General features: G+C 46.5%; 19 protein-coding genes. 18 read left to right on the forward strand and 1 reads right to left on the reverse strand.

Translation table 11 applies throughout. The features are described from left to right. Window positions 1–106 precede the first annotated feature (106 nt). The 7 genes from BMZ71_RS04770 (at window position 107) to BMZ71_RS04800 (ending at window position 8,013) form a co-directional block, all read left to right on the forward strand. On the forward strand, window positions 107–1,381 hold the full coding sequence (locus BMZ71_RS04770) for an MFS transporter (protein WP_086988623.1): 1,275 nt from the start codon (window positions 107–109) through the stop codon (window positions 1,379–1,381). Window positions 1,382–1,488: 107 nt separating this feature from the next. Continuing rightward, window positions 1,489–3,366, forward strand: a complete 1,878-nt coding sequence (gene dnaG, locus BMZ71_RS04775) for a DNA primase (RefSeq protein ID WP_086988622.1) — start codon at window positions 1,489–1,491, stop codon at window positions 3,364–3,366. Between the two features lie 26 nt (window positions 3,367–3,392). After that, window positions 3,393–4,529 carry an RNA polymerase sigma factor RpoD gene (rpoD, locus tag BMZ71_RS04780; RefSeq protein WP_086988621.1) on the forward strand — a complete coding sequence of 379 codons (1,137 nt, stop codon included), beginning with the start codon at window positions 3,393–3,395 and terminating at the stop codon, window positions 4,527–4,529. A gap of 136 nt (window positions 4,530–4,665) precedes the next feature. Beyond that, complete coding sequence (locus tag BMZ71_RS04785) at window positions 4,666–5,367, forward strand: tRNA (adenine(22)-N(1))-methyltransferase (protein ID WP_086988620.1); 702 nt, start codon at window positions 4,666–4,668, stop codon at window positions 5,365–5,367. Continuing rightward, window positions 5,364–6,497: a Nif3-like dinuclear metal center hexameric protein gene (locus tag BMZ71_RS04790; RefSeq protein ID WP_086988619.1), complete on the forward strand. Its 1,134-nt coding sequence runs from the start codon at window positions 5,364–5,366 to the stop codon at window positions 6,495–6,497. The genes BMZ71_RS04785 and BMZ71_RS04790 overlap by 4 nt, the downstream gene beginning before the upstream one ends. A 14-nt stretch (window positions 6,498–6,511) precedes the next feature. Further along, entirely contained in the window at window positions 6,512–7,753 is a 1,242-nt protein-coding gene (pepT, locus tag BMZ71_RS04795) for a peptidase T (RefSeq protein ID WP_086988618.1), read from the forward strand. 53 nt (window positions 7,754–7,806) lie between these two features. After that, on the forward strand, window positions 7,807–8,013 hold the full coding sequence (locus tag BMZ71_RS04800; protein ID WP_245734384.1) for a DUF1294 domain-containing protein: 207 nt from the start codon (window positions 7,807–7,809) through the stop codon (window positions 8,011–8,013). Window positions 8,014–8,053: 40 nt separating this feature from the next. Here the strand turns inward: BMZ71_RS04800 and BMZ71_RS04805 are convergent, their stop codons facing one another. Next, window positions 8,054–8,905, reverse strand: a complete 852-nt coding sequence (locus BMZ71_RS04805) for a DegV family protein (protein ID WP_086988616.1) — start codon at window positions 8,903–8,905, stop codon at window positions 8,054–8,056. Window positions 8,906–9,078: 173 nt separating this feature from the next. On the opposite strand from BMZ71_RS04805, the gene truB reads away from it, so the two are divergent. The 11 genes from truB to ahpF all read left to right on the forward strand — a co-directional run bounded on the left by truB (window position 9,079) and on the right by ahpF (window position 23,334). Continuing rightward, window positions 9,079–9,990, forward strand: a complete 912-nt coding sequence (gene truB, locus BMZ71_RS04810; RefSeq protein WP_086988615.1) for a tRNA pseudouridine(55) synthase TruB — start codon at window positions 9,079–9,081, stop codon at window positions 9,988–9,990. Window positions 9,991–10,012: 22 nt separating this feature from the next. Then, the gene (ribF, locus tag BMZ71_RS04815) at window positions 10,013–10,975 is read left to right on the forward strand and encodes a riboflavin biosynthesis protein RibF (RefSeq protein WP_086988614.1); all 963 of its coding nucleotides are present in this window, start codon (window positions 10,013–10,015) and stop codon (window positions 10,973–10,975) included. Further along, window positions 10,976–12,106, forward strand: a complete 1,131-nt coding sequence (hemW, locus tag BMZ71_RS04820) for a radical SAM family heme chaperone HemW (protein WP_086988613.1) — start codon at window positions 10,976–10,978, stop codon at window positions 12,104–12,106. A gap of 135 nt (window positions 12,107–12,241) precedes the next feature. Next, window positions 12,242–13,276 carry a heat-inducible transcriptional repressor HrcA gene (gene hrcA, locus BMZ71_RS04825; protein WP_086988612.1) on the forward strand — a complete coding sequence of 345 codons (1,035 nt, stop codon included), beginning with the start codon at window positions 12,242–12,244 and terminating at the stop codon, window positions 13,274–13,276. Between the two features lie 22 nt (window positions 13,277–13,298). Further along, entirely contained in the window at window positions 13,299–13,835 is a 537-nt protein-coding gene (gene grpE / locus BMZ71_RS04830) for a nucleotide exchange factor GrpE (protein ID WP_086988611.1), read from the forward strand. Window positions 13,836–13,880: 45 nt separating this feature from the next. Next, window positions 13,881–15,701, forward strand: a complete 1,821-nt coding sequence (gene dnaK, locus BMZ71_RS04835) for a molecular chaperone DnaK (RefSeq protein ID WP_086988610.1) — start codon at window positions 13,881–13,883, stop codon at window positions 15,699–15,701. A gap of 99 nt (window positions 15,702–15,800) precedes the next feature. Further along, complete coding sequence (gene dnaJ / locus BMZ71_RS04840) at window positions 15,801–16,940, forward strand: molecular chaperone DnaJ (protein WP_086988609.1); 1,140 nt, start codon at window positions 15,801–15,803, stop codon at window positions 16,938–16,940. 214 nt (window positions 16,941–17,154) lie between these two features. Beyond that, window positions 17,155–18,801 (forward strand): phosphoenolpyruvate carboxykinase (ATP), encoded by a 1,647-nt coding sequence (locus BMZ71_RS04845; RefSeq protein WP_086988608.1) that lies wholly within the window; start codon window positions 17,155–17,157, stop codon window positions 18,799–18,801. Between the two features lie 217 nt (window positions 18,802–19,018). Continuing rightward, the gene (lepA, locus tag BMZ71_RS04850) at window positions 19,019–20,842 is read left to right on the forward strand and encodes a translation elongation factor 4 (protein WP_086988607.1); all 1,824 of its coding nucleotides are present in this window, start codon (window positions 19,019–19,021) and stop codon (window positions 20,840–20,842) included. A gap of 387 nt (window positions 20,843–21,229) precedes the next feature. Next, on the forward strand, window positions 21,230–21,790 hold the full coding sequence (gene ahpC / locus BMZ71_RS04855; RefSeq protein ID WP_086988606.1) for an alkyl hydroperoxide reductase subunit C: 561 nt from the start codon (window positions 21,230–21,232) through the stop codon (window positions 21,788–21,790). Between the two features lie 11 nt (window positions 21,791–21,801). Next, entirely contained in the window at window positions 21,802–23,334 is a 1,533-nt protein-coding gene (gene ahpF / locus BMZ71_RS04860; protein WP_086988605.1) for an alkyl hydroperoxide reductase subunit F, read from the forward strand. Window positions 23,335–23,455 lie beyond the last annotated feature (121 nt).

Genomic DNA, 23,455 nt, shown 5'->3' on the forward strand with positions numbered 1-23,455 from the left:
CAATGGGCAACATCCTACTATTGGGTGTTGCCCATTCTTCGTCCATTCGTTATGATGGGTTAGACAAGGTGCTTGTCGTCGAACGAATAGGACATAGGAGGGCAATATGGGGACTGAAGAAAAGCTGAGCCGTTACACGACTGAAGAAAAAAGTTGGATTATGCAGGATTGGGCGAATTCGGCATATTCCATTATGATCACAACAGCAGTATTCCCTTTGTATTTCAAGTCGATCGCGGAAAGTGGCGGATTGGCGGATGCAGACTCGACAGCTTATTGGGGATATGCGAATGCGGCTGCCACTCTTGTTGTGTCGCTGCTTGCCCCTGTATTGGGAGCTGTCGCGGATTACAAAGGCTTTCGCAATCCTTTGTTTACGGGCTTTACGTTGGCCGGCATTTTCGCAACGATTGGGTTTGTATTTGTGCCTGCTGCAAATTGGCTGTTTCTGTTGGGTTTGTACATGTTATCTGTGATTGGTTTTTCCGGAGCGAATATTTTTTATGACGGCTCCTTGATGGACGTGACGACCGATGAACGGATGGACCGCATATCCTCGGCGGGATTCGGCTGGGGCTATATCGGCAGTTCCATTCCTTTCGTCATCTTCATTTTTTTCCAATTGACCGGCATTTTGCCATTGAGCACGAGCGGCATTGTGAAGGGCGGCTTCATCCTGACTGCGGTTTGGTGGTTCATCTTCACCATCCCTTATTGGAAGAATGTCAAGCAGAACTATTACATCGAAAAAGAGCCGCTTGTGGTCCGCAAGAGTTTTGTCAGATTATGGGAAACGCTGAAGAACATCAAGGAATACAGACAAGCCTTTTTATTTTTGTTGGCTTATTTCTTCTACATCGACGGAGTTGGGACCATCTTCAAGATGGCGACTGCGGTTGGATCGGATATCGGGCTCTCTTCGAATGAACTGATCGTTGTCATGCTGGTGGTCCAGTTCGTTGCTTTCCCGTTTTCCATCCTGTACGGCCGAGCATCCAAGCGCTTCGGCAACAAGAACATGATTTTTGTGGGCATTGTAACCTATATTTTTATCTGCATTTATGCGCTGCAGTTGGACTCGTTGCTGACATTCATCATTTTGGCGCTGCTTGTGGGCACAGCCCAAGGCGGCGTGCAGGCGTTGAGCCGATCCTTATTCGGTCAATTGATCCCGAAAGAGCAAGCGAACGAATTTTTCGGATTCTATAACATCTTCGGAAAATTTGCGGCTGTGGTCGGTCCGCTGCTGGTCGGACTCATCTCGCAGCTGACAGGAAACTCGTTGGATGGCGTTTTTGCCCTGATCATCCTGTTCGTAATCGGCGGGATACTGCTGTTCTTTGTACAAGTTCCGGATCCGCAAGCAAAGCAGCAGAGTTGACCAATTGGATTAAAGTTTGCTTGTGTGCCAAAAATGTGGTAAAATCTAATTTGCATCTTTATGCTCGTTTTTATAAAATGAAGACATTTCTTCAAGGTGGGAGACATTTGGCAGAACGTATTTCAGAAGAAAAATTAGCGCAAATCAGAACCGAAACGAATATTGTTGATGTCGTCAGCCAATATGTACAACTTAAAAAAAGAGGCAAGAATCATTTCGGATTTTGCCCGTTCCATGACGAGAAGACCCCTTCTTTTTCTGTTGCAGAAGAAAAACAGATTTTCCACTGTTTCAGCTGCGGAAGAGGAGGGAATGTTTTTACCTTTTTGATGGATGTCGAGGGCGTTTCGTTCGTTGAGGCAGTCATCAAGACAGCCGAATTAAGCAACATTGCCTTGGATTTCTCGTACGAAAGCCATGCACAGGATAATCCGCTGCAGTCAAAAAAGGAAAAACTGATCCAAATCCACGAGGAAGCAGCTGCCTTTTACCATCAGGTCCTGATGAATACCGTCACGGGGCAAGCTGCGCTTGATTACATGATCCAACGCGGTTTCACCCCGGAGACACTAAAAGAGTATCAAATAGGGTTTTCCCCTTCCAATCGGACGGCGCTCTTTCAAATGCTAAAAGCGAAGGCATTCGATGAAGGACTCCTTCAGGAAAGTGGTATATTCACGGATAGACAAGGCCAGAACGAACTTTTTGATCGCTTCTCGGCCAGGATCATTTTCCCATTGCGGAACTCTAAAGGAAAGACGGTCGCTTTTTCCGGCAGAATTCTGCATGCTTCCCCAGTGGATGACACAGGTTATCATGAAGCAAAATACTTGAACAGCCCTGAAACACTTTTGTTCAACAAACGGGATTTCCTTTTCAACTTCGATAAAGCCCGCAGTGAGATCCGAAGGCATTCAGAAGTGATCCTTTTCGAAGGATACATGGATGTCATATCCGCTTGGCAAGCGGGAGTGAAAAATGGTGTTGCCTCGATGGGGACCAGTCTGACGGAAGAACAGAACCGTATATTGACGAAAACCGCTGATAAAATAGTCATTGCCTATGACGGTGATCGTCCCGGGGTCGAAGCAACGAAGCGCGCCATAGAGATACTGGAACGCAACAAGCACTTCGATATCTCCATTTTCCCGCTGGAAGCAGGCATGGACCCGGATGAATACATCCAGCAGAAAGGTCCGGAGGCATTTGCTAAAGCACTGAGCAACAACAGGGAGACAGTCATTCAGTTCTATTCACGCTACCTCAAGATGAATCTGAACCTGGATTCCGAAAAAAATCGCATCACCTATATCGAAACTATGCTTAAGGCATTGGCTCCCTTGGATTCTCTGGTCGAAAGAGAGCTTTACATGAAGGACATCGCGGATGAATTCAGTATTCCGATCGATATTCTGCAGAAGCAATTGAAGGGTTATCAGCAAGAGGTGCTTCAGCAAAGACCTGAACGCGAGCCGGTCAGAAGAACCGCGCCGCAAGATGCCACTCAACACGCGCTGTATCCAAGCACGAATAAACGCAAAGTGACCCAGGCTGAGCAAAGCGAAAAGCAGCTGCTTTACCGTCTGTTTCATTTCGAGGAAGTCTGGTCGTATCTGAATGAAATTGATGCGGATTTCAATTTCATCCATGATGACTACCAGACAATCTACATTTTGTATGAAGAGTTTTTCAGACAGAATGGGTTGGTCGGCAATATCGATCAATTCTTGGACCGCATCAATAATCCGGCTCTTCAAAACGTGATTACGGAGATTGAATGGTTCCAATTGGATTCGGAAGTCACCTATCAGGAAATTCAGGATCTCGTCCATATCATCCGGGACAAGTCGTCTTTACAGGATCAACTGACCAAGAAACAGGCAGAGATGAAGGAAGCGCGAAAGAAAAATGACAATGAACGTCTGAAGACAATCATGTTGGAAATCGTTTCGCTCTCAAAAGAATTAAAAGCAACAAAGAAATAGCCCGCATCGAATGGAGGAATCATTTTATGGCAATCGAAAAAAATGATCAAGGTTTAACGATAGAACAGGTAACCAAAAAGCTGATCGCAGAACATAAATTACTGGGGTCCGTCTTCTACGACGAATTGGCTGATAAGATAGCTACACCTTTCCAATTGGACGCGGATGACATGGATAAACTCATACAAAAAATGGAAGACGGCGGTGTCAGTGTCGTAGACGCAGACGGCGGCCCGACAGCGCGTCAACTTGCCAAAGAAACAGTGAAGCCAGAAAAAGCAGCCACATCCAAAAAGGACGAAGAAGAAGACCCGATGGCTGTGCCTCCCGGAGTGAAAATCAATGACCCTGTCCGTATGTACTTGAAGGAAATCGGCCGCGTGCCTTTGTTGAACGCAGAGGAAGAAGTCAATTTGGCCTTGCGCATCAAAGACGGCGATCAAGAAGCAAAACAGCAATTGGCTGAGGCCAACTTGCGTCTGGTTGTTTCCATCGCGAAACGTTATGTCGGTCGGGGCATGCAGTTCCTGGATCTGATCCAGGAAGGCAATATGGGTCTGATGAAAGCTGTCGAAAAATTTGACCATACGAAAGGTTTCAAATTCTCCACCTATGCCACTTGGTGGATTCGTCAAGCCATCACCCGTGCCATCGCCGACCAAGCCAGAACGATCCGTATCCCTGTGCATATGGTTGAAACGATCAATAAATTGGTCCGGATCCAACGGCAATTACTGCAGGATCTTGGGCGCGAACCGACACCTGAAGAAATCGGCGCCGAGATGGATCTTCCGACCGAAAAAGTCAGAGAGATCCTGAAAATTGCTCAGGAGCCTGTTTCCTTGGAAACGCCTATCGGGGAAGAAGATGATTCTCATTTGGGCGACTTCATTGAAGATCAGGAAGTCTTGAGTCCAGCTGAGCATACTGCTCAGACACTTCTGAAGGAACAACTTGAGGAAGTGTTGGACACTTTGACCGACCGCGAGGAAAACGTTCTTCGTCTGCGCTTCGGTCTTGATGACGGGAATGTCAGGACATTGGAGCAAGTAGGGAAGGTATTCGGCGTAACCCGCGAGCGGATCCGTCAAATCGAAGCGAAAGCTTTACGCAAACTGCGTCATCCAAGCCGTTCGAAACAATTAAAAGATTTTCTTGAGTAATAAGCATCTGACCCGAGTTATTGCACTCGGGTTTTTCTTATGCCGTTTTCCGAGTGATATCAGGTTTTATGGGATATCTGGAAGGGAATTGTGCTAAAATAGTACTATCAGCAAAAATGGAAAGGGAGGGATGAGGTTGAATATTCAACAATTATCCGTAAGACTCGAGACAGTCGCAGGCTTTGTGCCGAAAAATGCGAGACTGGCCGATATAGGCTCGGATCACGCCTATTTGCCTTGTGTTTTGGCGGCGCGCGATGTCGTCAGTTACGCATTGGCAGGTGAAGTTGTGAAAGGCCCATTCGAATCGGCAGCGGAACAGATCAAAACATCAGGAGTCGGCGATCGCGTCAGCGCTAGGCTTGGCGATGGCATGGATGTAATTGAGACGACAGACGATATCAACGTCGTCACCATCTGCGGGATGGGTGGGGACTTGATTTCCAAAATTCTGGAAAAAGGCAGACTGAAAGATAAACTGGTCGGTGTGGAACGATTGATTCTTCAGCCCAATAACGGAGAAAAGAAACTGCGTGAATGGCTGATTGGCCATCAATACAAAATCATCGACGAAACGATATTGGAAGAAAATGGTAAGATTTATGAAATCCTCGTTGCCGAGAAGGCAGAGTCGCCAGAAAACTACAGCAATTTAGAATATAGCTTCGGACGTTTCCTGCTTCAGGAAAAAAATGATATTTTCCGCAAAAAATGGTCAGCCGAAATCGATAAATGCCAATACATATTGGACAGTATGCAAAAAGCAAGCAACGATCTGAATGAAAAAGAACAGCAAGTGATCAATAAAATCAATGAAATTAAAGAGGTGCTGAAATGACAAGCATTACGGGTTATGAATTCATCGAGTTATTTGAATCGCATGTTCCGACTTGGTTGGCAGAGGACGGGGATCCAGTGGGACTCCATTTGGGAGACCTAAGCCGTCCGGTCCGCCGTATTTTGGTGACACTTGATGTCCGTCCCGAAGTCGTCCAAGAGGCCATCGATAAGAAAGCCGATTTTATCTTTTCCCATCACCCGCCGATCTACCGACCGTTGAAAAATCTGGATGTATCCGACAAGCAAACAAAAATGTACGTTGATTTGCTCAAGCATGACATCAGTGTCTATGCGGCCCACACGAATCTCGACAATGCGAATAACGGGATGAACGATTGGCTTTCTGAAGCATTGGGGTTGTTGGACGTTGAAATCATGGATGTCACAAAGCGTGTGCCTGTGAAGAAAATATCCGTATGTGTACCGAATGCCGAATGCAATCGTGTCCGCTTGGCTATGGCCGATGCGGGAGCGGGCAACATTTCCGATGAATATAGTCATTGCTCATTTGAGGCGCAAGGCGTTGGCCGATTCACTCCCATGGAAGGTGCTAAGCCTGCCATAGGCCATATAAACGAACCAGAGGAAGTCCAAGAGAAAAAGATTGAAATGATCGTCGAAGATAAATACTTAGCTGATGTCTTGGAGGCGCTGTATGAAGCGCATCCTTACGAAGAGCCCGTCTACGAAGTATACACAATCAATAATTTCCAACGCGAATACGGCTTAGGAAGGGTCGGTAATTTGGCTTTGCCGATGTCTTTGCGCTCCTTCATCCAGTACGTCAAGGATGTTTTCCAGATCGAGGGCATGCGTTTCATAGCAGCTGATTTGGATCAGACAATCAGTCGTGTTGCCGTCTGTGGCGGGGATGCCGGCAAATATTACCGGAAAGCAATCAAAAAGGGTGCGGATGTGTACATCACTGGCGATGTCTACTACCACACGGCCCACGATATGCAGGCTGATGGACTGACCGTCATAGACCCAGGCCATCACATCGAGCAGATTTGTAAACCGAAATTATTGGAATTATTCACTGAATGGAAAAAAGAAAATGAGTGGGATCTGGAAGTCATCGCTTCCGAAATCAACACGGATCCTTTTATTTTCGATAGTCAATTGTGAAAGGATGTCAAAGCATGCAAGAAAAATTAGTGGTCCGTTTCTTTAAATACATAAAATTCGAGACAAGATCGGATGAAAAAAGTCTGACAGTGCCCTCAACCCAAAATCAGGTGGATTTCGCAAAAATGGTTTTGATGCCGGAACTGGAAGAAATCGGGCTTTCGGATATCCAATACAATGCAACGAATGGATTCGTGACAGCACGTTTGCCGCGCAACTCAGAGAAAGAGTTCCCTACAATCGGGTTCATCGCTCATATGGACACAGCTGATTTCGAGGCAGCGAATGTAAATCCGCTTATTTGGGAACACTATGCGGGCAACGATCTGATTTTGGATGCGGAAGCGCAGGTGATGCTTTCGCCCAAGGACTTCCCTGCGTTGAAGAACTACATCGGTCAGACATTGATCACTACCGATGGAAAAACGTTGTTGGGTGCTGACGACAAAGCCGGCATCGCTGAAATCATCACAGCCTTGGAAGCGATAAAAGCAGCGGATGACATAGAGCACGGGGACATCAAAGTCGCCTTCGGGCCCGATGAAGAAATTGGCCGCGGAGCCGATCTTTTTGATGTGGCCGGTTTCGGTTGCGACTTTGCCTACACGATGGATGGCGGCCCGTTGGGTGAACTTGAATACGAAAGTTTCAATGCGGCGCAAGCCATCGTGACGATCCGTGGCAAAAACGTGCATCCAGGCACTGCCAAGGACACAATGGTGAATGCGATCAAATTAGCTATCGCATACGACGGCGCTTTGCCACAAAATGAAGTCCCTGAAAAGACTGAAAAGCGTGAAGGCTTCTATCATCTGTTGGGCATTGAAGGCAATGTGGAAGAAAGCAAGATGACCTACATCATCAGGGACCATGACAAGGAGCTTTTTGAGAACAAGAAAACAACCATGCTTGCGCTGGCAGAGCGCATGAACAAGGAATTGACCGAGGACCGCATTTCTATCGAAATGCACGATCAATACTACAACATGGGTGAAGTGCTGAAGAACGATATGCGTCCGGTCGATTTGGCGGAAACAGCGATGAAGGCATTGGGGATCAATCCGATCATCGAACCGATCCGCGGCGGGACTGACGGCTCAAAATTATCCTTCATGGGTTTGCCGACCCCGAATATTTTTGCCGGGGGAGAAAACTTCCATGGGCGCTATGAATTTGTGTCTGTCCAATCAATGGAAAAAGCAGTAGCTGTCATCGTGGAAATCATCAGACAAAGTCAGGGCTATGGAAAGCAATGAGAAACACCGTTCTGACGTATCTCGTTGTGACGAATGTTTTGCTCTTTATATTGATGGGCGTAGACAAAAAGAAAGCGCGGCAAAAAGCTTGGCGCATACCGGAACGCAATCTACTTTTGCTCGGATTTCTAGGGGGCGGGTTAGGCGGATTCCTGGGGATGCATCACTTTCGCCATAAAAGAAAACACCTGATTTTCAAGGTAATCTTCGGTTTGGGTACGCTCTTGATAGGAATAACAACTTATTTCGTATTCATATGAAAAAATGCCGCTATTCCCCATTCGGGAGTAGCGGCATTTTCTAATTGTTTTTTATCAGGAATTGGAAGGATACGGCTTCGGGGCCGGCATGGGTCATAACGCTTGCGCTGGCGTATGATGTGTGCATTTGGGCATTAGGGAAGGCGTTTTTCAGCATGCCGATGATTTGGTTCGAATAATCCGACAAGCCGTCATGCGTGATGCCGATCGCTTCAACATCCGAGTATTTTTGTTTTAGTTCTGCGATGATCTCTTCGTACCGTTTTACGATTGATTTGGTGCCGCGGCCTTTTACGTCGGTAGTCAACGCACCGTCGATCATTTTCAGGTTTGCTTTAATGTTCAACAGTGTCGTGATTCGGCCCATCGTTTTTCCGATGCGTCCGCCCTTGACCATATTTTCCAGGTTGACGATGCAAATGTACAGCAACGTGCGCTCTTTGACAGCCTGGATCCGAGGCAATGCTTCCGCGACCGTCAATCCTTCAGCGGAACATTTTGCAGCTTCCAACACTTGGAAGGCGGCAGCTCTTGCGCAAAACTGAGAATCGATGGCCGTCACCTTACCGTGGGCGAGTTTAGCCGCCTGATGAGCGGAGTTTACGGTACCGCTCAATGTTTCAGTCACGTGGATGGACAGGACTTCACTACCATCCATTGTCAGTTCATTGTATTTATCCAAGAAAGTTCCCATGGATGGTTGGGATGATTTTGGCAATTCTTTAGTGTTCATCATTTTTTCGAGGAACTCAGGTTTGGTTATGGTTATTCCGTCGTAATAAATCACATTCTCAATCATGGACGAAAGCGGGATTACCGTGATTCCATATCTGTCAATTTCTTCTGCGGACAATTCCGTTGTGGAATCGGTCACAATTTTGAAGTTTGGCATATTGATTCTCCTTAAGTACAGTCATATTTCCTTAAGCATAGCAGATTTTAGAGGAAAAGTAACGCAGTTATCCTTATGATTTGCAGGCATATTCCTCTAATCTTGATGTTTTTTCCTGTAGAATAGATTATGCTATAATAGGTTAGTTGCAGAAGAAAGTGGGTTACAAATATATGGATGGAATATTACCTTTATGGAAAGAACGCGGTATGACAAGTCACGACTGCGTATTCAAATTGAGAAAAATACTGAAAACAAAAAAAGTTGGGCACACCGGAACTTTGGATCCGGAAGTTGATGGCGTTTTGCCGATCTGCATCGGGAAAGCCACGAAAGTCGTCGAGTTTTTGACAGATACGGATAAAGCGTACGAAGGTGAAATCACTATCGGAGTCGCTACGACGACGGAAGATAGCCAAGGTGAACCGATCGCAAAGACACCTGTCGATCGAACGCTGTCATTGGCTGAAATCGACGCAGCCATGGAGGCAATGGTAGGTGAAAGCATTCAAGTTCCACCGATGTACTCCGCAGTCAAGGTGAACGGCAAGAGGCTATATGAATATGCCCGTAAAGGATTGACCGTCGAAAGGCCGCAAAGGACTATCCAAGTGATGCATTTTGAACGGATTTCGGAACCTGTCTATCATGCGGAAGACGAAACGATGTCCTGGTGTTTCCGGGTCACTTGCGGCAAAGGAACCTATGTGAGGACTTTGGCTGTCGATTTGGGGGCAGCCTTGGGTTATCCGGCTTACATGTCAAGTTTGACCCGCACGATGAGCGGAGGCTTCACGCAGACTGATTGCCTGACGTTGCAGCAAGTGGCTGAAGCAATGGCGAATGACGTGATTGACGAGAACCTGAAACCGATTGATTCGGTATTCGCATCATATCGGCAGGTAGCACTTGATGATGAGCTGTGGGATAAAGTGAGAAATGGCGCGGTTCTGCCGAAAGTGGAACTTTTCGAAGTGATGGATGGCCCGGTTCTGTTCACCTATCAGAGCAAAATCGTGGCGATGTACGAACCGCATCCGACTAAAGCCGGTTACATAAAACCCAGAAAAATGTTCCTATCATAATCAGCAAGGAGTTGCTAACGCAATGGAAATAATACATATACACCATCCCTATGACCAAAAACAAATACCAGACGAACAAATCGTGCTGGCTTTGGGGTATTTTGACGGCGTCCATAGAGGGCATCAAGAAGTAATCAAGAGAGCAAAGGAAATTGCCGAAAATAAGAATTTGAAATTAGCCGTCATGAGCTTCAACCATCACCCGAGCATCGTGTTCCAGAAGATGAATCCAGAAACGATGCAGTATCTGTCGACCATCAACCGGAAGGCCGAAATATTTGAGAACCTGGGTGTTGATTATTTTTTTGTCGTCTCTTTCACATCTGCATTTGCCTCATTAAGACCACAAGAATTCGTCGACCAGTACATTTGCGGCTTGCATGCCAGCGCTGTTGTCGCCGGTTTCGATTATACTTATGGTCCTAGAGAAATCGCGGATATGAAACAATTGGTGCATTATGCTAAAGACCGCTTTGAAGTCATCGAGGTCGCCGAATTAAAGAACGAAGTTGAAAAAATCAGTTCCACGCATATCCGGGAAGCATTAACCGAAGGGGATATGGAAAAAGCGAATGCATATTTAGGCTATGTCTACCAGATCGAAGGCACGGTCATTCATGGTGATGCTAGAGGCAGACTACTGGGTTTCCCGACTGCGAATATTCAGACGGAAAAGCACACGCGCTTGCCTAGGAATGGCGTTTATATCGTGAGCATCAGGGTGAATGGAACGTGGCATCGCGGCACGGCTTCAATCGGGCACAATATCACTTTTGAAGCGGGCCGCGATAAGACTGTTGAAGTGTACATATTGGACTTCGATAAAATGATTTACGGTGAGAACGTAGCTGTCAGATGGCACCATTTTATCCGCAGTGAGATCAAATTTTCGGGCATCGAGCAACTGATTGCGCAGCTGAAAAGCGACGAAGCGGATACAATCGCCTATTTTCAGGACTACCCTTTGGATGAGGTGACACGCTAAATGGCAGCCGCTTATTTACACATCCCATTCTGCGAGCACATCTGCTTTTATTGTGATTTCAACAAAGTGTTTCTGGAAGGCCAACCGGTCGATGAATATGTGGATGCTTTGATAAAGGAAATGCAGTTATCTAAGCTGCTGCATCCTGAAGAAACGCTAAGCACCTTCTATATCGGCGGGGGTACGCCGACCACGCTTAATGAACGACAGTTGGAAAAGCTGTTGAACGGTATCCGCAGCACCTATTCCCTGCCTAAAAGCGCCGAATTCACGATGGAAGCCAATCCGGAGAGCGTTTCATTCGAAAAATTGAAGATCATGCGGGACTACGGTGTCAACCGACTGAGCATGGGGGTCCAATCCTTCAATAACGACATCTTAAAAAAAATCGGCCGCATCCATACAGCCGAGCAGGTGTACACTTCCGTGGCCGATGCACGCAAAGCCGGATTTGATAACATGACCATCGATCTGATTTTCCGGTTGCCGAACCAAACGATGGCTGATTTTGAAGACAGCCTGAAAAAAGCACTGGAATTGGATTTGCCGCATTACTCGATTTACGCCTTGATACTTGAGAATAAAACAGTGTTCTATAACTTGATGCGTCAAGGGAAACTGCCGTTGCCTTCAGAAGACACAGAGGCCGATATGTATGCCTTGGCTATCGAGACGATGACAAAAAACGGCAGGAACCAATACGAAATCTCAAACTTTGCACTGCCGGGCTATGAATCCCAGCATAATCTTACCTATTGGAAGAATGAGACCTATTTCGGTTTCGGAGCAGGCGCGCACGGCTATATCGATGGCATCCGTTACCACAATCATGGACCGATCCAACAATACCTGGCGCCATTACGGGAAAATAATCTGCCGATTATCCGGCAGCAACAGTTATCGAAAAACGAACAAATGGAAGAAGAGATGATTCTGGGGCTGCGCACGATGGCAGGTGTCAGCCAACAGCATTTTGCCGACAAATTCCAGACTTCGTTGCTGGATCAGTATGCTAGCGTCATTTCGGATTTGGTTACAGAAGGCCTGTTGATGCTTGATGGCGACAGAATCCGTCTGACACAAAGGGGCGTTTTTCTCGGCAATGAAGTATTTCGTTCTTTCTTGATGTGAATACGCTCGTATCCGATCGGCTGCTGATAATGTTATGAAAAATGATTGTATTCCGTTGACAAAGCCTGTTACCCGTGATAAATTTATTTATGGTTAGCACTCATTGTGGTCAAGTGCTAAAGTGAGGTGAAAATCTTGTTAACAGAAAGACAGTTGCTAATTTTTGATTTAATTGTCAGGCATTACATCGAATTCGAGGAGCCGCTCGGGTCGAAGACACTTCTTAAGGAGTCTTCTTTGCCTTTAAGCTCAGCAACAATCCGCAACGAAATGATGCGGATCGAAGAATTGGGCTTCCTGGAAAAGATGCATTCTTCGTCCGGCAGGATACCATCCATCCAAGGCTATCGTTACTATGTCGATCAACTTTTAGGCAAAGAAAGCGAAGAAGTCGCTGACGAGGTCAAGCAAATGATCAAGCACGGCTTTCAGAATCCTTATCGTGAAGTGCAACAGGTCGTCGAAAAATCAGCTGAAATGTTGTCCTTTTTGACGAATTATACCGCTTTGGCGATCGGACCTGAAACAAAGGACAGCCGTTTGACGGGCTTCCGGCTGGTCGCACTTAATGAAGGACATGTGATGGCGATATTGGTGACTGACAAAGGACATGTGGAAAATCAGATTTTTTCTGTTTCGCCGGGCTTCTCAGCCACTGAGATAGAAAAAATCGTCAACATTTTCAATCAGGAACTGGTCGGCCGCACGCTGCAGGAAGTATTCGTCAAACTGCAAACGGACATTCCGTTGATTATCCGGAAGTACGTCGATGCAAAAGTCGATTTCACAGCGATCTTCAATGACATTGTGGCAAAGTTGGAGCATGATCGCTTCCATGTAGGTGGTAGCATGAATCTTCTGAACCATTTGGACTCGACGATGGACAAGAATAAAGTCAAAGCCATTTTAAGCATGTTGAATGGGTCTCCGGACATCCATGCGCTTTTTTCTAACCCCAACGAGGGCGTCGGGGTCAAGATCGGTACGGAATTGAATAATGAGCTGTTGCATAATTTTAGTCTGATCACGGCTACTTATGACACGGCTGGCAACGGTAAAGGCCTGATCGCACTGCTGGGGCCAACCAATATGCCTTATCAAAAAATGATCAGTATCATGAAATTTATGCGCTATGAACTTTCTGATAGCTTGAATGATCTGAACAAATAAGCACGACAAAGGAGATTTTGAAGTGGACAATAACGAAGAATTAGTGGAACAACAGGAAACAACCGTTGAAACATCAATGGAAGAGGGCCAAGAAACAGTCACAGAAATAAGTGAGGTTGAAGCATTACAGGCAACCTTATCCGAAACGGAAGACCGCTTATTGCGCCTGCAAGCAGAACTCGCAAATATCCAGAAACGCAACGCGAAAGAAAGGCAAGATGCGGCGAAATACCGTTCCCAGTCATTAGCGCAGGAGTTATTGCCGGTGATGGATAGCCTGGAGCACGCATTAGCGATTGAAGTTGAAGATGAAAAAGCTGTGAACCTGAAGAAAGGTTTGGAAATGGTCTTGAACTTGTTTACAGATGCTTTCGCCAAAGAGGGGATTTCTGCGATCAATCCGATCGATCAGCCTTTCGATCCGAATTTCCATCAATCCATCCAAGTGCAACCGGCTGCTGAAGGGCAAGCTCCTGATACAGTCGTCGCGGTAGTGCAAAAAGGATACACCTTGAAAGAACGTGTATTAAGGCCAGCAATGGTTGTCGTATCACAATAATTTTATTGATAAACATAAAAATTTCATATAGAGGGGAATAACATCATGAGCAAAATTATCGGTATTGACTTAGGAACAACAAACTCAGCTGTAGCAGTATTAGAAGGCGGAGAAGCTAAAATCATTCCAAATCCAGAGGGAAATCGGACGACACCATCTGTCGTATCATTCAAGAATGGCGAAATCCAAGTGGGCGAGGTTGCAAAGCGTCAAGCAGTGACAAACCCGAATACAATCAGCTCCATCAAACGTCATATGGGCGATGCTGGCTACAAAGTGGAAGTGGAAGGCAAGAGCTACACACCACAAGAAGTTTCAGCGATGATCCTTCAATATCTGAAAGGTTATGCGGAAGACTACCTGGGTGAAAAAGTTGACAAAGCCGTAATTACTGTTCCAGCTTACTTCAACGATGCACAGCGTCAAGCGACTAAAGATGCGGGCAGAATTGCCGGTCTGGAAGTAGAGCGTATCGTCAACGAACCGACGGCTGCTGCTTTGGCATACGGATTGGATAAAACCGATAAAGACGAAAAAATTCTTGTATTCGACTTGGGCGGCGGTACATTCGACGTTTCCATCCTTGAATTGGGCGACGGCGTCTTCGATGTATTGAGTACAGCCGGCGACAACAAATTGGGTGGCGATGACTTCGATAACAAGATCATCGACTACTTGGTTGCAGAATTCAAGAAAGAAAACGGAATCGACCTTTCAAACGACAAAATGGCGAAACAACGTCTGAAAGATGCTGCCGAAAAAGCCAAGAAAGATTTGTCGGGCGTAACGTCAACTCAAATCAGCCTGCCGTTCATCACTGCCGGCGAAGCTGGTCCATTGCACTTGGAATTGGCGCTTACCCGTGCGAAATTTGATGAAATCACGTATGACTTGGTTGAACGCACAAAAATTCCTGTACGCCAAGCGTTGAAGGATGCCGGTTTATCCACTTCCGAAATCGACGAAATCATTTTGGTTGGTGGTTCAACACGTATTCCTGCAGTCATCGAAGCGGTCCGCAAAGAAGCCGGCAAAGAGCCGAACAAATCCGTTAACCCGGATGAAGTTGTCGCAATGGGTGCTGCCATCCAAGGCGGAGTCATCTCTGGCGACGTAAAAGACATCGTACTATTGGACGTTACACCTTTATCATTGGGTATCGAAACAATGGGTGGCGTGTTCACAAAATTGATCGACCGCAATACAACAATCCCTACAAGCAAATCACAAGTCTTCTCGACTGCAGCCGACAATCAACCTGCTGTTGATGTACATGTGTTGCAAGGGGAGCGTCCGATGGCAGCCGACAACAAAACTTTGGGTCGTTTCCAATTGACTGATATTCCAGCTGCACCTCGTGGCGTTCCACAAATCGAAGTATCATTCGATATCGATAAAAATGGTATCGTAAATGTTCGCGCCAAAGACTTGGGTACGCAAAAAGAACAAACAATCACTATCAAGTCTTCTTCCGGTCTGACTGACGAAGAAATCGAAAAAATGGTGAAAGACGCGGAAGCAAACGCTGAAGCAGACAAATTGCGCAAGGAAGAAGTAGAATTACGCAATGAAGTGGATCAATTGATCTTCCAGACTGACAAAACATTGAAAGAACTTGACGGTAAAGTCGATGCTGATGAAGTGAAGAAAGCTGAAGAAGCGAGAGACGAGCTGAAAGCAGCAGTTGAAGCCAATGATTTGGAACAAATGAAAACGAAGCGTGACGCTTTGAATGAACTTGTTCAAAACCTGACTGTCAAACTGTATGAGCAAGCTGCTCAAGCGCAACAACAAGAAGGTGCGCACAACACAGCGACTGACGATGGTGTCGTAGATGCCGATTTTGAAGAAGTAGACGACAAATAGTCAACTCTAACGGGAGGAAGCCAACGCTTAACTGCATTGGCTTCTCTCACTGTATAGAGAGATAAAGTTCAGATGAAGCCAATCAATGGAGGCGAAACAATGGCGAAAAGAGATTATTATGATATCTTGGGTGTGGCGAAGGATGCCACGGATGACGAGATAAAAAAAGCTTATCGGAAGCTTTCCAAGAAGTTTCACCCGGATATCAACAAAGAAGCGGGTGCAGAAGATAAATTCAAGGAACTTGCTGAAGCTTATGAAGTCTTGAGCGACGGCAATAAACGCGCAGCTTATGACCAGTACGGACATGCCAGTACCGATCCCAACTTCGGCGCAGGCGGCGGTTATGGCGGCGGCTTCGGCGGCTTCTCGGGCGGCTTTGAAGATATCTTCGATTCCTTTTTCGGAGGCGGCGGTGGGCGTGGCAGAAACCCCAACGCCCCCCGTCAAGGCTCCGATTTACAATATCGTATCCACCTTACCTTTGAAGAAGCGATTTTTGGGAAGAAAGAAACCATCCGTTACAAACGTGACGAGGAATGTAAAACTTGCAGCGGTTCCGGTGCAAAACCCGGCACACAACCAAAAACGTGTTCGAAGTGCCATGGTTCAGGAGCGATTGGTGTCGAACGGAATACGCCTTTTGGCCGCGTGATGACGCAATCAGTCTGTGATGTCTGCGGCGGAACAGGTAAGGAAATCACGGATAAATGTACAACATGCCACGGACACGGGCATGTCGAAACTGACCACTCGGTGGCGGTTACTATCCCTCCAGGTGTTGACGATGGACAACAGATGCGCTTAAACGGACAAGGCGAAGTCGGCAGCAATGGCGGTCCGTACGGTGACTTGTATGTCGTTTTCCAAGTGGAACCAAGTGATATTTTCGATCGTGAAGGAACAGAAATCCATTACACGCTGCCGATCAGCTTCGCCCAAGCCGCATTGGGTGATGAGGTTGAAGTGCCTACTGTACACGGTAAAGTCAAACTGAAGATTCCTGCGGGGACACAAACGGGCACCAGTTTCCGTTTGAAAGGCAAAGGAGCGCCACGCTTGCGTGGAACCGGAAATGGCGATCAGCACGTTAAAGTGACCGTCGTCACACCTAAAAACCTTAACGAGAAGCAAAAAGAGGCAATTCGTGCTTTCGCAACAGCGGGCGGCGATACGTTGGTGGAAGATGAATCCAATTTTTTTGATAAAGTTAAGGACGCCTTCAAAAATAAAAAATAAATAAACGGAATGAACCGGTGCTTTGTAAACAACAAGCAACCGGTTCATTTTTTTGCTCCAATACTATTCTGTTAGATTTTTTGTAATTAACATGAGGATTTAAACACTTTTTTTATAGAAATAGCACAAATATTCACAAAATATGGTATGTAAGGGGTTACAATTCCTCGGAATAGGATTATAATGGAAGTATCAAATAAAAGAGGTGACGTAAATGGCTACTAGAGAATCGTTCAATAGATCCGAATTAAAGAAGTCCAACCCTTTACTTACGAAATTCCGGACAACGGTCGAAACAGCTTTTTATGGCAAAAACATGCAGGAAGTCACGGACATGACGGAAGCCTATGAACTCGCTCTGAACGCTGCAGGAGTGATCGTGACCGATCTGCCTGTGCTCCATACAAAGGAATTGGGATTGCCGGATGATGCAAAAGTCCTTGTCGAAAACGGCGGGAGAATCATCGGCCGTACAGCCCGCGCCAGACGTATCATCGGAGAGAACAAAGAAGAAGACGAAATCCTTGAAGCCATCATCCGGGATGTCATCTATCAAAACAGACTTCGCCATTACTATAAAGCGACAGGTTACGTAGGTCTTGACAAAGATTTCATCATCAAGGCGCATATCGCCTTTCCCGAAGGAAACGAAAACAATCTCTATTCCTGGCTATTGAACTTCCAGTGGAACAGCCCGGAATATCAGGAAATGTATGCACAGTCGAAACTGTACAACGAAGGCGACATCTACATCTATACGGATCCCGACTGGCGCCATCCGGATTATCCGCTCGGAGTGGCTATCTTCGAGCCCGACAGAAACGTTGCCTGCATCCTGGGAATGCAATATTTCGGGGAGTTCAAAAAAGGCACACTGACGCTCGCCTGGGGAACCGGTCATCGGAATGGTTTCGTTGCTTGCCATGGCGGCCAAAAACACTTCCGTCTGCATGATGGCGGTTCGTATGTTGCTTCCTTCTTCGGGCTTTCGGGGTCAGGCAAATCGACTCTGACCCATTCCAAGCACGACAACAAATATGAAGTGAAAGTGCTGCATGACGATGCCTTCCTGATCGATTTGACGGATGGCTCCTCCATCGCGCTGGAACCTTCCTATTTCGACAAAACCCAGGATTATCCCGCTGACCATCCGGAACAAAATTATTTTGTGACGGTTCAGAATGTGGGAGTGACAAAGGATAACGAGGGTAAAATTGTGTTGGTCACCGAAGATATCCGAAACGGTAACGGACGTACAGTCAAATCTCGTTACTCTACTCCAAATCGCGTGGATAAGTTCGAAGAACCGATCAACGCTGTCTACTGGATCATGAAGGACGATGCCTTGCCGCCTTTGGTGAAGGTGGATGATGCGGTCTTGGCGGCAACTTTCGGCACGACATTGGCCACAAAACGCACGACTGCGGAAACGCTTAAGAAAGGTGAGTCGACCGATACACTGGTCATCGAACCATTCGCAAATCCGTTCCGGGTCTATCCATTGGTTGAAGATTATGATGGTTTCAAAGAACTGTTGGGTCATGAAGAAGTCGCCTGCTATATTATCAATACTGGGTTCTTCATGGGCAAAAAAATACCGAAGGAAGTATCTTTGGGCGTCATCGAAAGCGTTGTTGAGGGGAAAGCCTCATTCGTCCCATTTGGCGATGCGCCGCATCTCAGTTATCTGCCGGTGGTTGGTTTCGATCCTGATTTCGAAGATAAAGACTATACGAAATTGGTGAGAAGACGCATGCAGCTAAGAGAAGATTTCTTGGAAGAATTCAATGCTGCCCATCCGACAGTGCCGTTGCCTGATGAAGCCATCCAAGCATTGCAGAATATCATTGATGCGTTTTAAATTTCAATGGGAAAGAATCCGATGGAGAGCCTTCGGATTCTTTTTTTCGCATGCGTCCGGTAGGGGTGATAACTTGGTGGTGAAAGTCCACTTGATTTACATTCCGAACAAATGTGAGAAAGACTTGCCAATCTGAGTCGGCGTCTTGTCATAAAGGCTTTAGATTGGTATAATTTTTAAGTGAACGAATGGACGTCAGAGAAAGTGAGCAACGATAATGAACTTAGAAGAGATGAAGCAGCGACAAAAAAAGATAAGAAATTTTTCCATCATTGCCCATATAGACCATGGGAAATCCACATTGGCGGATAGAATTCTCCAAATGACTGATACAGTCGCCGATCGTGATATGCAAGCACAATTATTGGATTCCATGGACCTCGAAAGAGAACGAGGCATTACCATAAAACTAAACGCCGTCGAATTGACTTATAGGGCCGAAGACGGAGAAGATTATATCTTCCATCTGATCGACACACCGGGACACGTCGACTTCACGTATGAAGTATCCCGCAGTTTGGCGGCCTGCGAAGGGGCCATTCTGGTAGTGGATGCTGCGCAAGGGGTCGAAGCACAAACCCTCGCCAACGTTTATTTGGCTTTGGACAACAACCTGGAAATCGTGCCTGTCATCAACAAGATTGATTTGCCTGCCGCAGACCCTGAACGCGTCAGGGCTGAGGTGGAGGATGTCATCGGCATCGATGCCAGCGATGCGGTTTTGGCGAGCGCGAAAATCGGCTTGGGCATTCCTGAGCTGTTGGAACAGATTGTCACAAAAGTTCCGGCTCCGGAAGGCGACTTGCAAGCACCGTTGCAGGCTTTGGTATTTGACTCTGTCTATGATCCTTATCGGGGGGTCGTACTGAATATCCGAATCAAAAACGGTGTAGTCCGCCCAGGCGACATGATCAGATTCATGGCTAACGGCAAAGAGTACGAAGTCATTGAAGTGGGGATTTTTTCACCGAAACCGATCAAACGCGACTATTTGATGGTCGGTGATGTGGGCTATTTGACTGCCGGCATCAAAACGATCCAAGACACCCAGGTCGGGGATACGATCACGTTGGCGAACAATCCTGCCAGTGAAGCCTTGGCCGGTTACCGCAAAATGAACCCGATGGTATACTGTGGTATCTACCCAGTTGATGCATCGGACTTCAATGATTTGCGTGAAGCTTTGGAAAAACTACAATTGAACGATGCATCCTTGCAGTTCGAAGCGGAATCTTCGCAAGCACTCGGCTTCGGTTTCCGTACCGGATTTTTGGGCATGCTGCATATGGACGTCATCCAAGAACGGATCGAGCGCGAATTCGGTTTGGACATCATCACGACGGCGCCATCTGTTATTTATCGCGTCAATAAGACCGATGGCGAATTTTTGGAGATCGACAATCCTTCAGAAATGCCCGATGCGACTACGATCGAGAGTGTCGAAGAGCCATATGTGAAAGCAAGCATGATGGTGCCTAATGACTATGTCGGCGCCGTCATGGATATCGCTCAGAAGAAACGCGGCACTTTCGTTACGATGGATTATTTGGATGATTTCCGTGTCAATGTCGTCTATGAAATGCCTCTGGCGGAGATTATATTTGATTTCTTCGATCGCTTGAAATCCAGCACGAAGGGTTATGCTTCCCTTGATTATGAACTGATCGGTTACCGTCCAAGTAAATTGGTCAAGATGGATATCCTCTTGAACGGTGAAGCAGTCGATGCCTTGAGTCTGATTGTGCATCGCGATTTCGCTTATGCACGCGGGAAAATAATCACCGGAAAATTACGTGGATTGATTCCGCGTCAGCAATTTGAAGTTCCGATCCAAGCGACGATCGGCAACAAGATCCTGGCCCGGACTACCATTAAGGCTTTGCGCAAAAACGTACTGGCTAAATGCTACGGTGGGGATATTTCCCGTAAGCGTAAATTGCTCGATAAACAAAAAGAAGGTAAGAAGCGCATGAAGCAAGTCGGATCCGTCGAGGTCCCTCAAGAAGCCTTCATGGCCGTTCTGAAGATGGAAGAGGACTAAACAAAAAGATAGTCTTTAGTTTCTTTATAAGATATAAAGTTAAAGAACGTACTTGGATCATACTTCGGTCCGGGTGCGTTCTTTTTATTGAGAATAGATATGTCTAATTGAGAATGGATTCGTTGTGTTCTCGGATTTATTTTAAGGGGTAGGAGTATGAAAATTACTTTTGGTAAGTTTCCGATGACTATATCTGGAACTGTGAGATAATTATTAAGTCAGGGAATCCTAGTTATAAAAGGATTTTTAGTTATGGAATTCTTTTCTTTCAAAAATTATCAAATAAATACAGTTCTCAGGTGTTAAAACTTGACCCTTAATGATGGATTCTATATAGTTATTGATAGGTACTATTCTAAAATAATCATTCTAATTGGAGGAATCAGAATGTCATTAATCGGAAAAGAAATAGTGGAATTTAAAGCGAATGCTTATCACAAAGGTGAATTCATTGAAGTTTCATCGGAAGACCTAAAAGGAAAATGGAGCATCGTCTGTTTTTACCCTGCGGACTTCACTTTCGTTTGTCCGACTGAATTGGAAGATCTTCAGGACCAATATGCAACTTTGCAAGGACTGGGTGTAGAGGTATATTCCGTATCGACCGACACGCACTTCACGCATAAAGCTTGGCACGATCATTCACCAGCCATCGGCAAAATCGAATATATCATGATTGCAGATCCATCTCATGCAATTTCAGTTGGGTTTGATGTATTGGATGATGAAGGCTTGGCTCAACGCGGAACGTTCATCATCGATCCGGATGGCATCGTTCAAGCAGTGGAAATCAATGCTGATGGCATCGGCCGTGATGCAATTGGTTTGATCGACAAAATCCGTGCGGGCCAATATGTCCGTACCCATCCAGGCGAAGTTTGCCCTGCGAAATGGAAAGAAGGCGCGGAAACATTGAAACCTAGCTTGGACTTGGTAGGTAAAATTTAAGGAGGCTTCCCATGGCATTAGATACAGAAATAAAAGCGCAACTCGGCCAATATCTGGAACTATTGGAGTCGGATGTTGTTTTTAAAGCCAGTCTGGGCGAGGATGAAAATTCCGGGAAAGTCAGCGAGTTTTTGCAGGAAATTGCTGGTATGTCCGAGAAAATCACTTTCGAAAAAGCAACTTTGACCCGTACGCCCAGTTTCACGATCACACGTCCGGAAACGGAAAGCGGCATCACGTTCGCCGGCCTTCCGTTGGGCCATGAATTCACTTCGTTTATTTTGGCTTTGCTGCAGGTAGGCGGAAGAGCCCCGAAAGTGGATGACAGCATCATCAAGCGCATTAAAGCGATCGACAAAGAGCTTCATTTTGAGACTTATGTCAGCTTGACTTGTCATAACTGCCCGGATGTTGTCCAAGCACTGAACATCATGTCCGTACTGAACCCGAAAATCTCCCACGTTATGATAGAGGGCGGCATGTTCAAGGATGAAATCGAAGCGAAAAAAATTATGGCTGTACCGACTGTTTTCCTTAACGGGGAAGAGTTTGCCAGCGGGCGCATGACGATCGAACAATTGATCGATAAAGCCGCCGGTCCGACAAGTGCGGATGAGTTTTCCGACAAGGATATCTTCGACGTTCTTGTGGTAGGCGGAGGCCCCGCAGGCAACAGCGCGGCCATCTATGCTGCCCGTAAAGGCATAAACACAGGCATGGTCGTCGAGACCTACGGCGGACAAGTGATGGACACTGTCGGCATCGAAAATATGATCGGGACGCCTTACACGGAAGGACCGAAACTGATGGCGCAAGTGGAAGCACATGTAAATCAGTACAAGGTAGACATCATGAAAGGCCAACGTGCGAAAAGTATCCGCAAAAATGACTTGATCGAAGTTGAACTGGAAAACGGCGCAGTGCTCAAAGCCAAAACCGCTATCCTTACAGTTGGCGCGCATTGGCGCAATGTCAACGTGCCCGGTGAAGAAGAGTTCCGCACGAAAGGCGTCACCAACTGTCCGCATTGCGATGGTCCGTTGTTCGCCGGAAAAGACGTCGCTGTCATCGGCGGCGGCAACTCCGGCATAGAAGCGGCGATCGATTTGGCCGGTTTGGCGAAACACGTATATGTGCTCGAGTTCTTGCCGGAATTGAAAGCCGATCAAGTATTGCAGGACCGTGTCCATGCTTTGAAGAACGTCACTGTCATCACGAATGCGGCGACGAAAGCGATCACCGGGACCGAGCAAGTGGAAGCCATTTCCTACGTGGACCGCGCTACGAATGAAGAGCACACCCTCGCACTGGAAGGTGTCTTCGTTCAGATCGGTTTGGTTCCGAACACGGCATGGCTGAAGGATTCAAGCGTTGCGTTGAATGAACGCGGCGAAGTCATCGTCGACAACCATGGTTCAACCAATCTGGAAGGCGTATTCGCTGCCGGAGATTGCACAAACAGTGCGTACAAACAAATCATCATCTCGATGGGCGCGGGAGCGACTGCCGCTTTGGGCGCATTCGATTACCTGATCCGTCAATAAGCTCAAATCCAGAAAAGGATTTCACCATGAATTCCTTTTCTGGTTTTTTTGACATACAGGAATTTATAAAATTTTCCAGAGTGAAAAGTGCATCACCGTAGGTGTTTCAGAAGTTTGTAAA

It is taken from the genome of Trichococcus flocculiformis, from assembly GCF_900113645.1.
Lineage (GTDB): Bacteria > Bacillota > Bacilli > Lactobacillales > Aerococcaceae > Trichococcus > Trichococcus flocculiformis.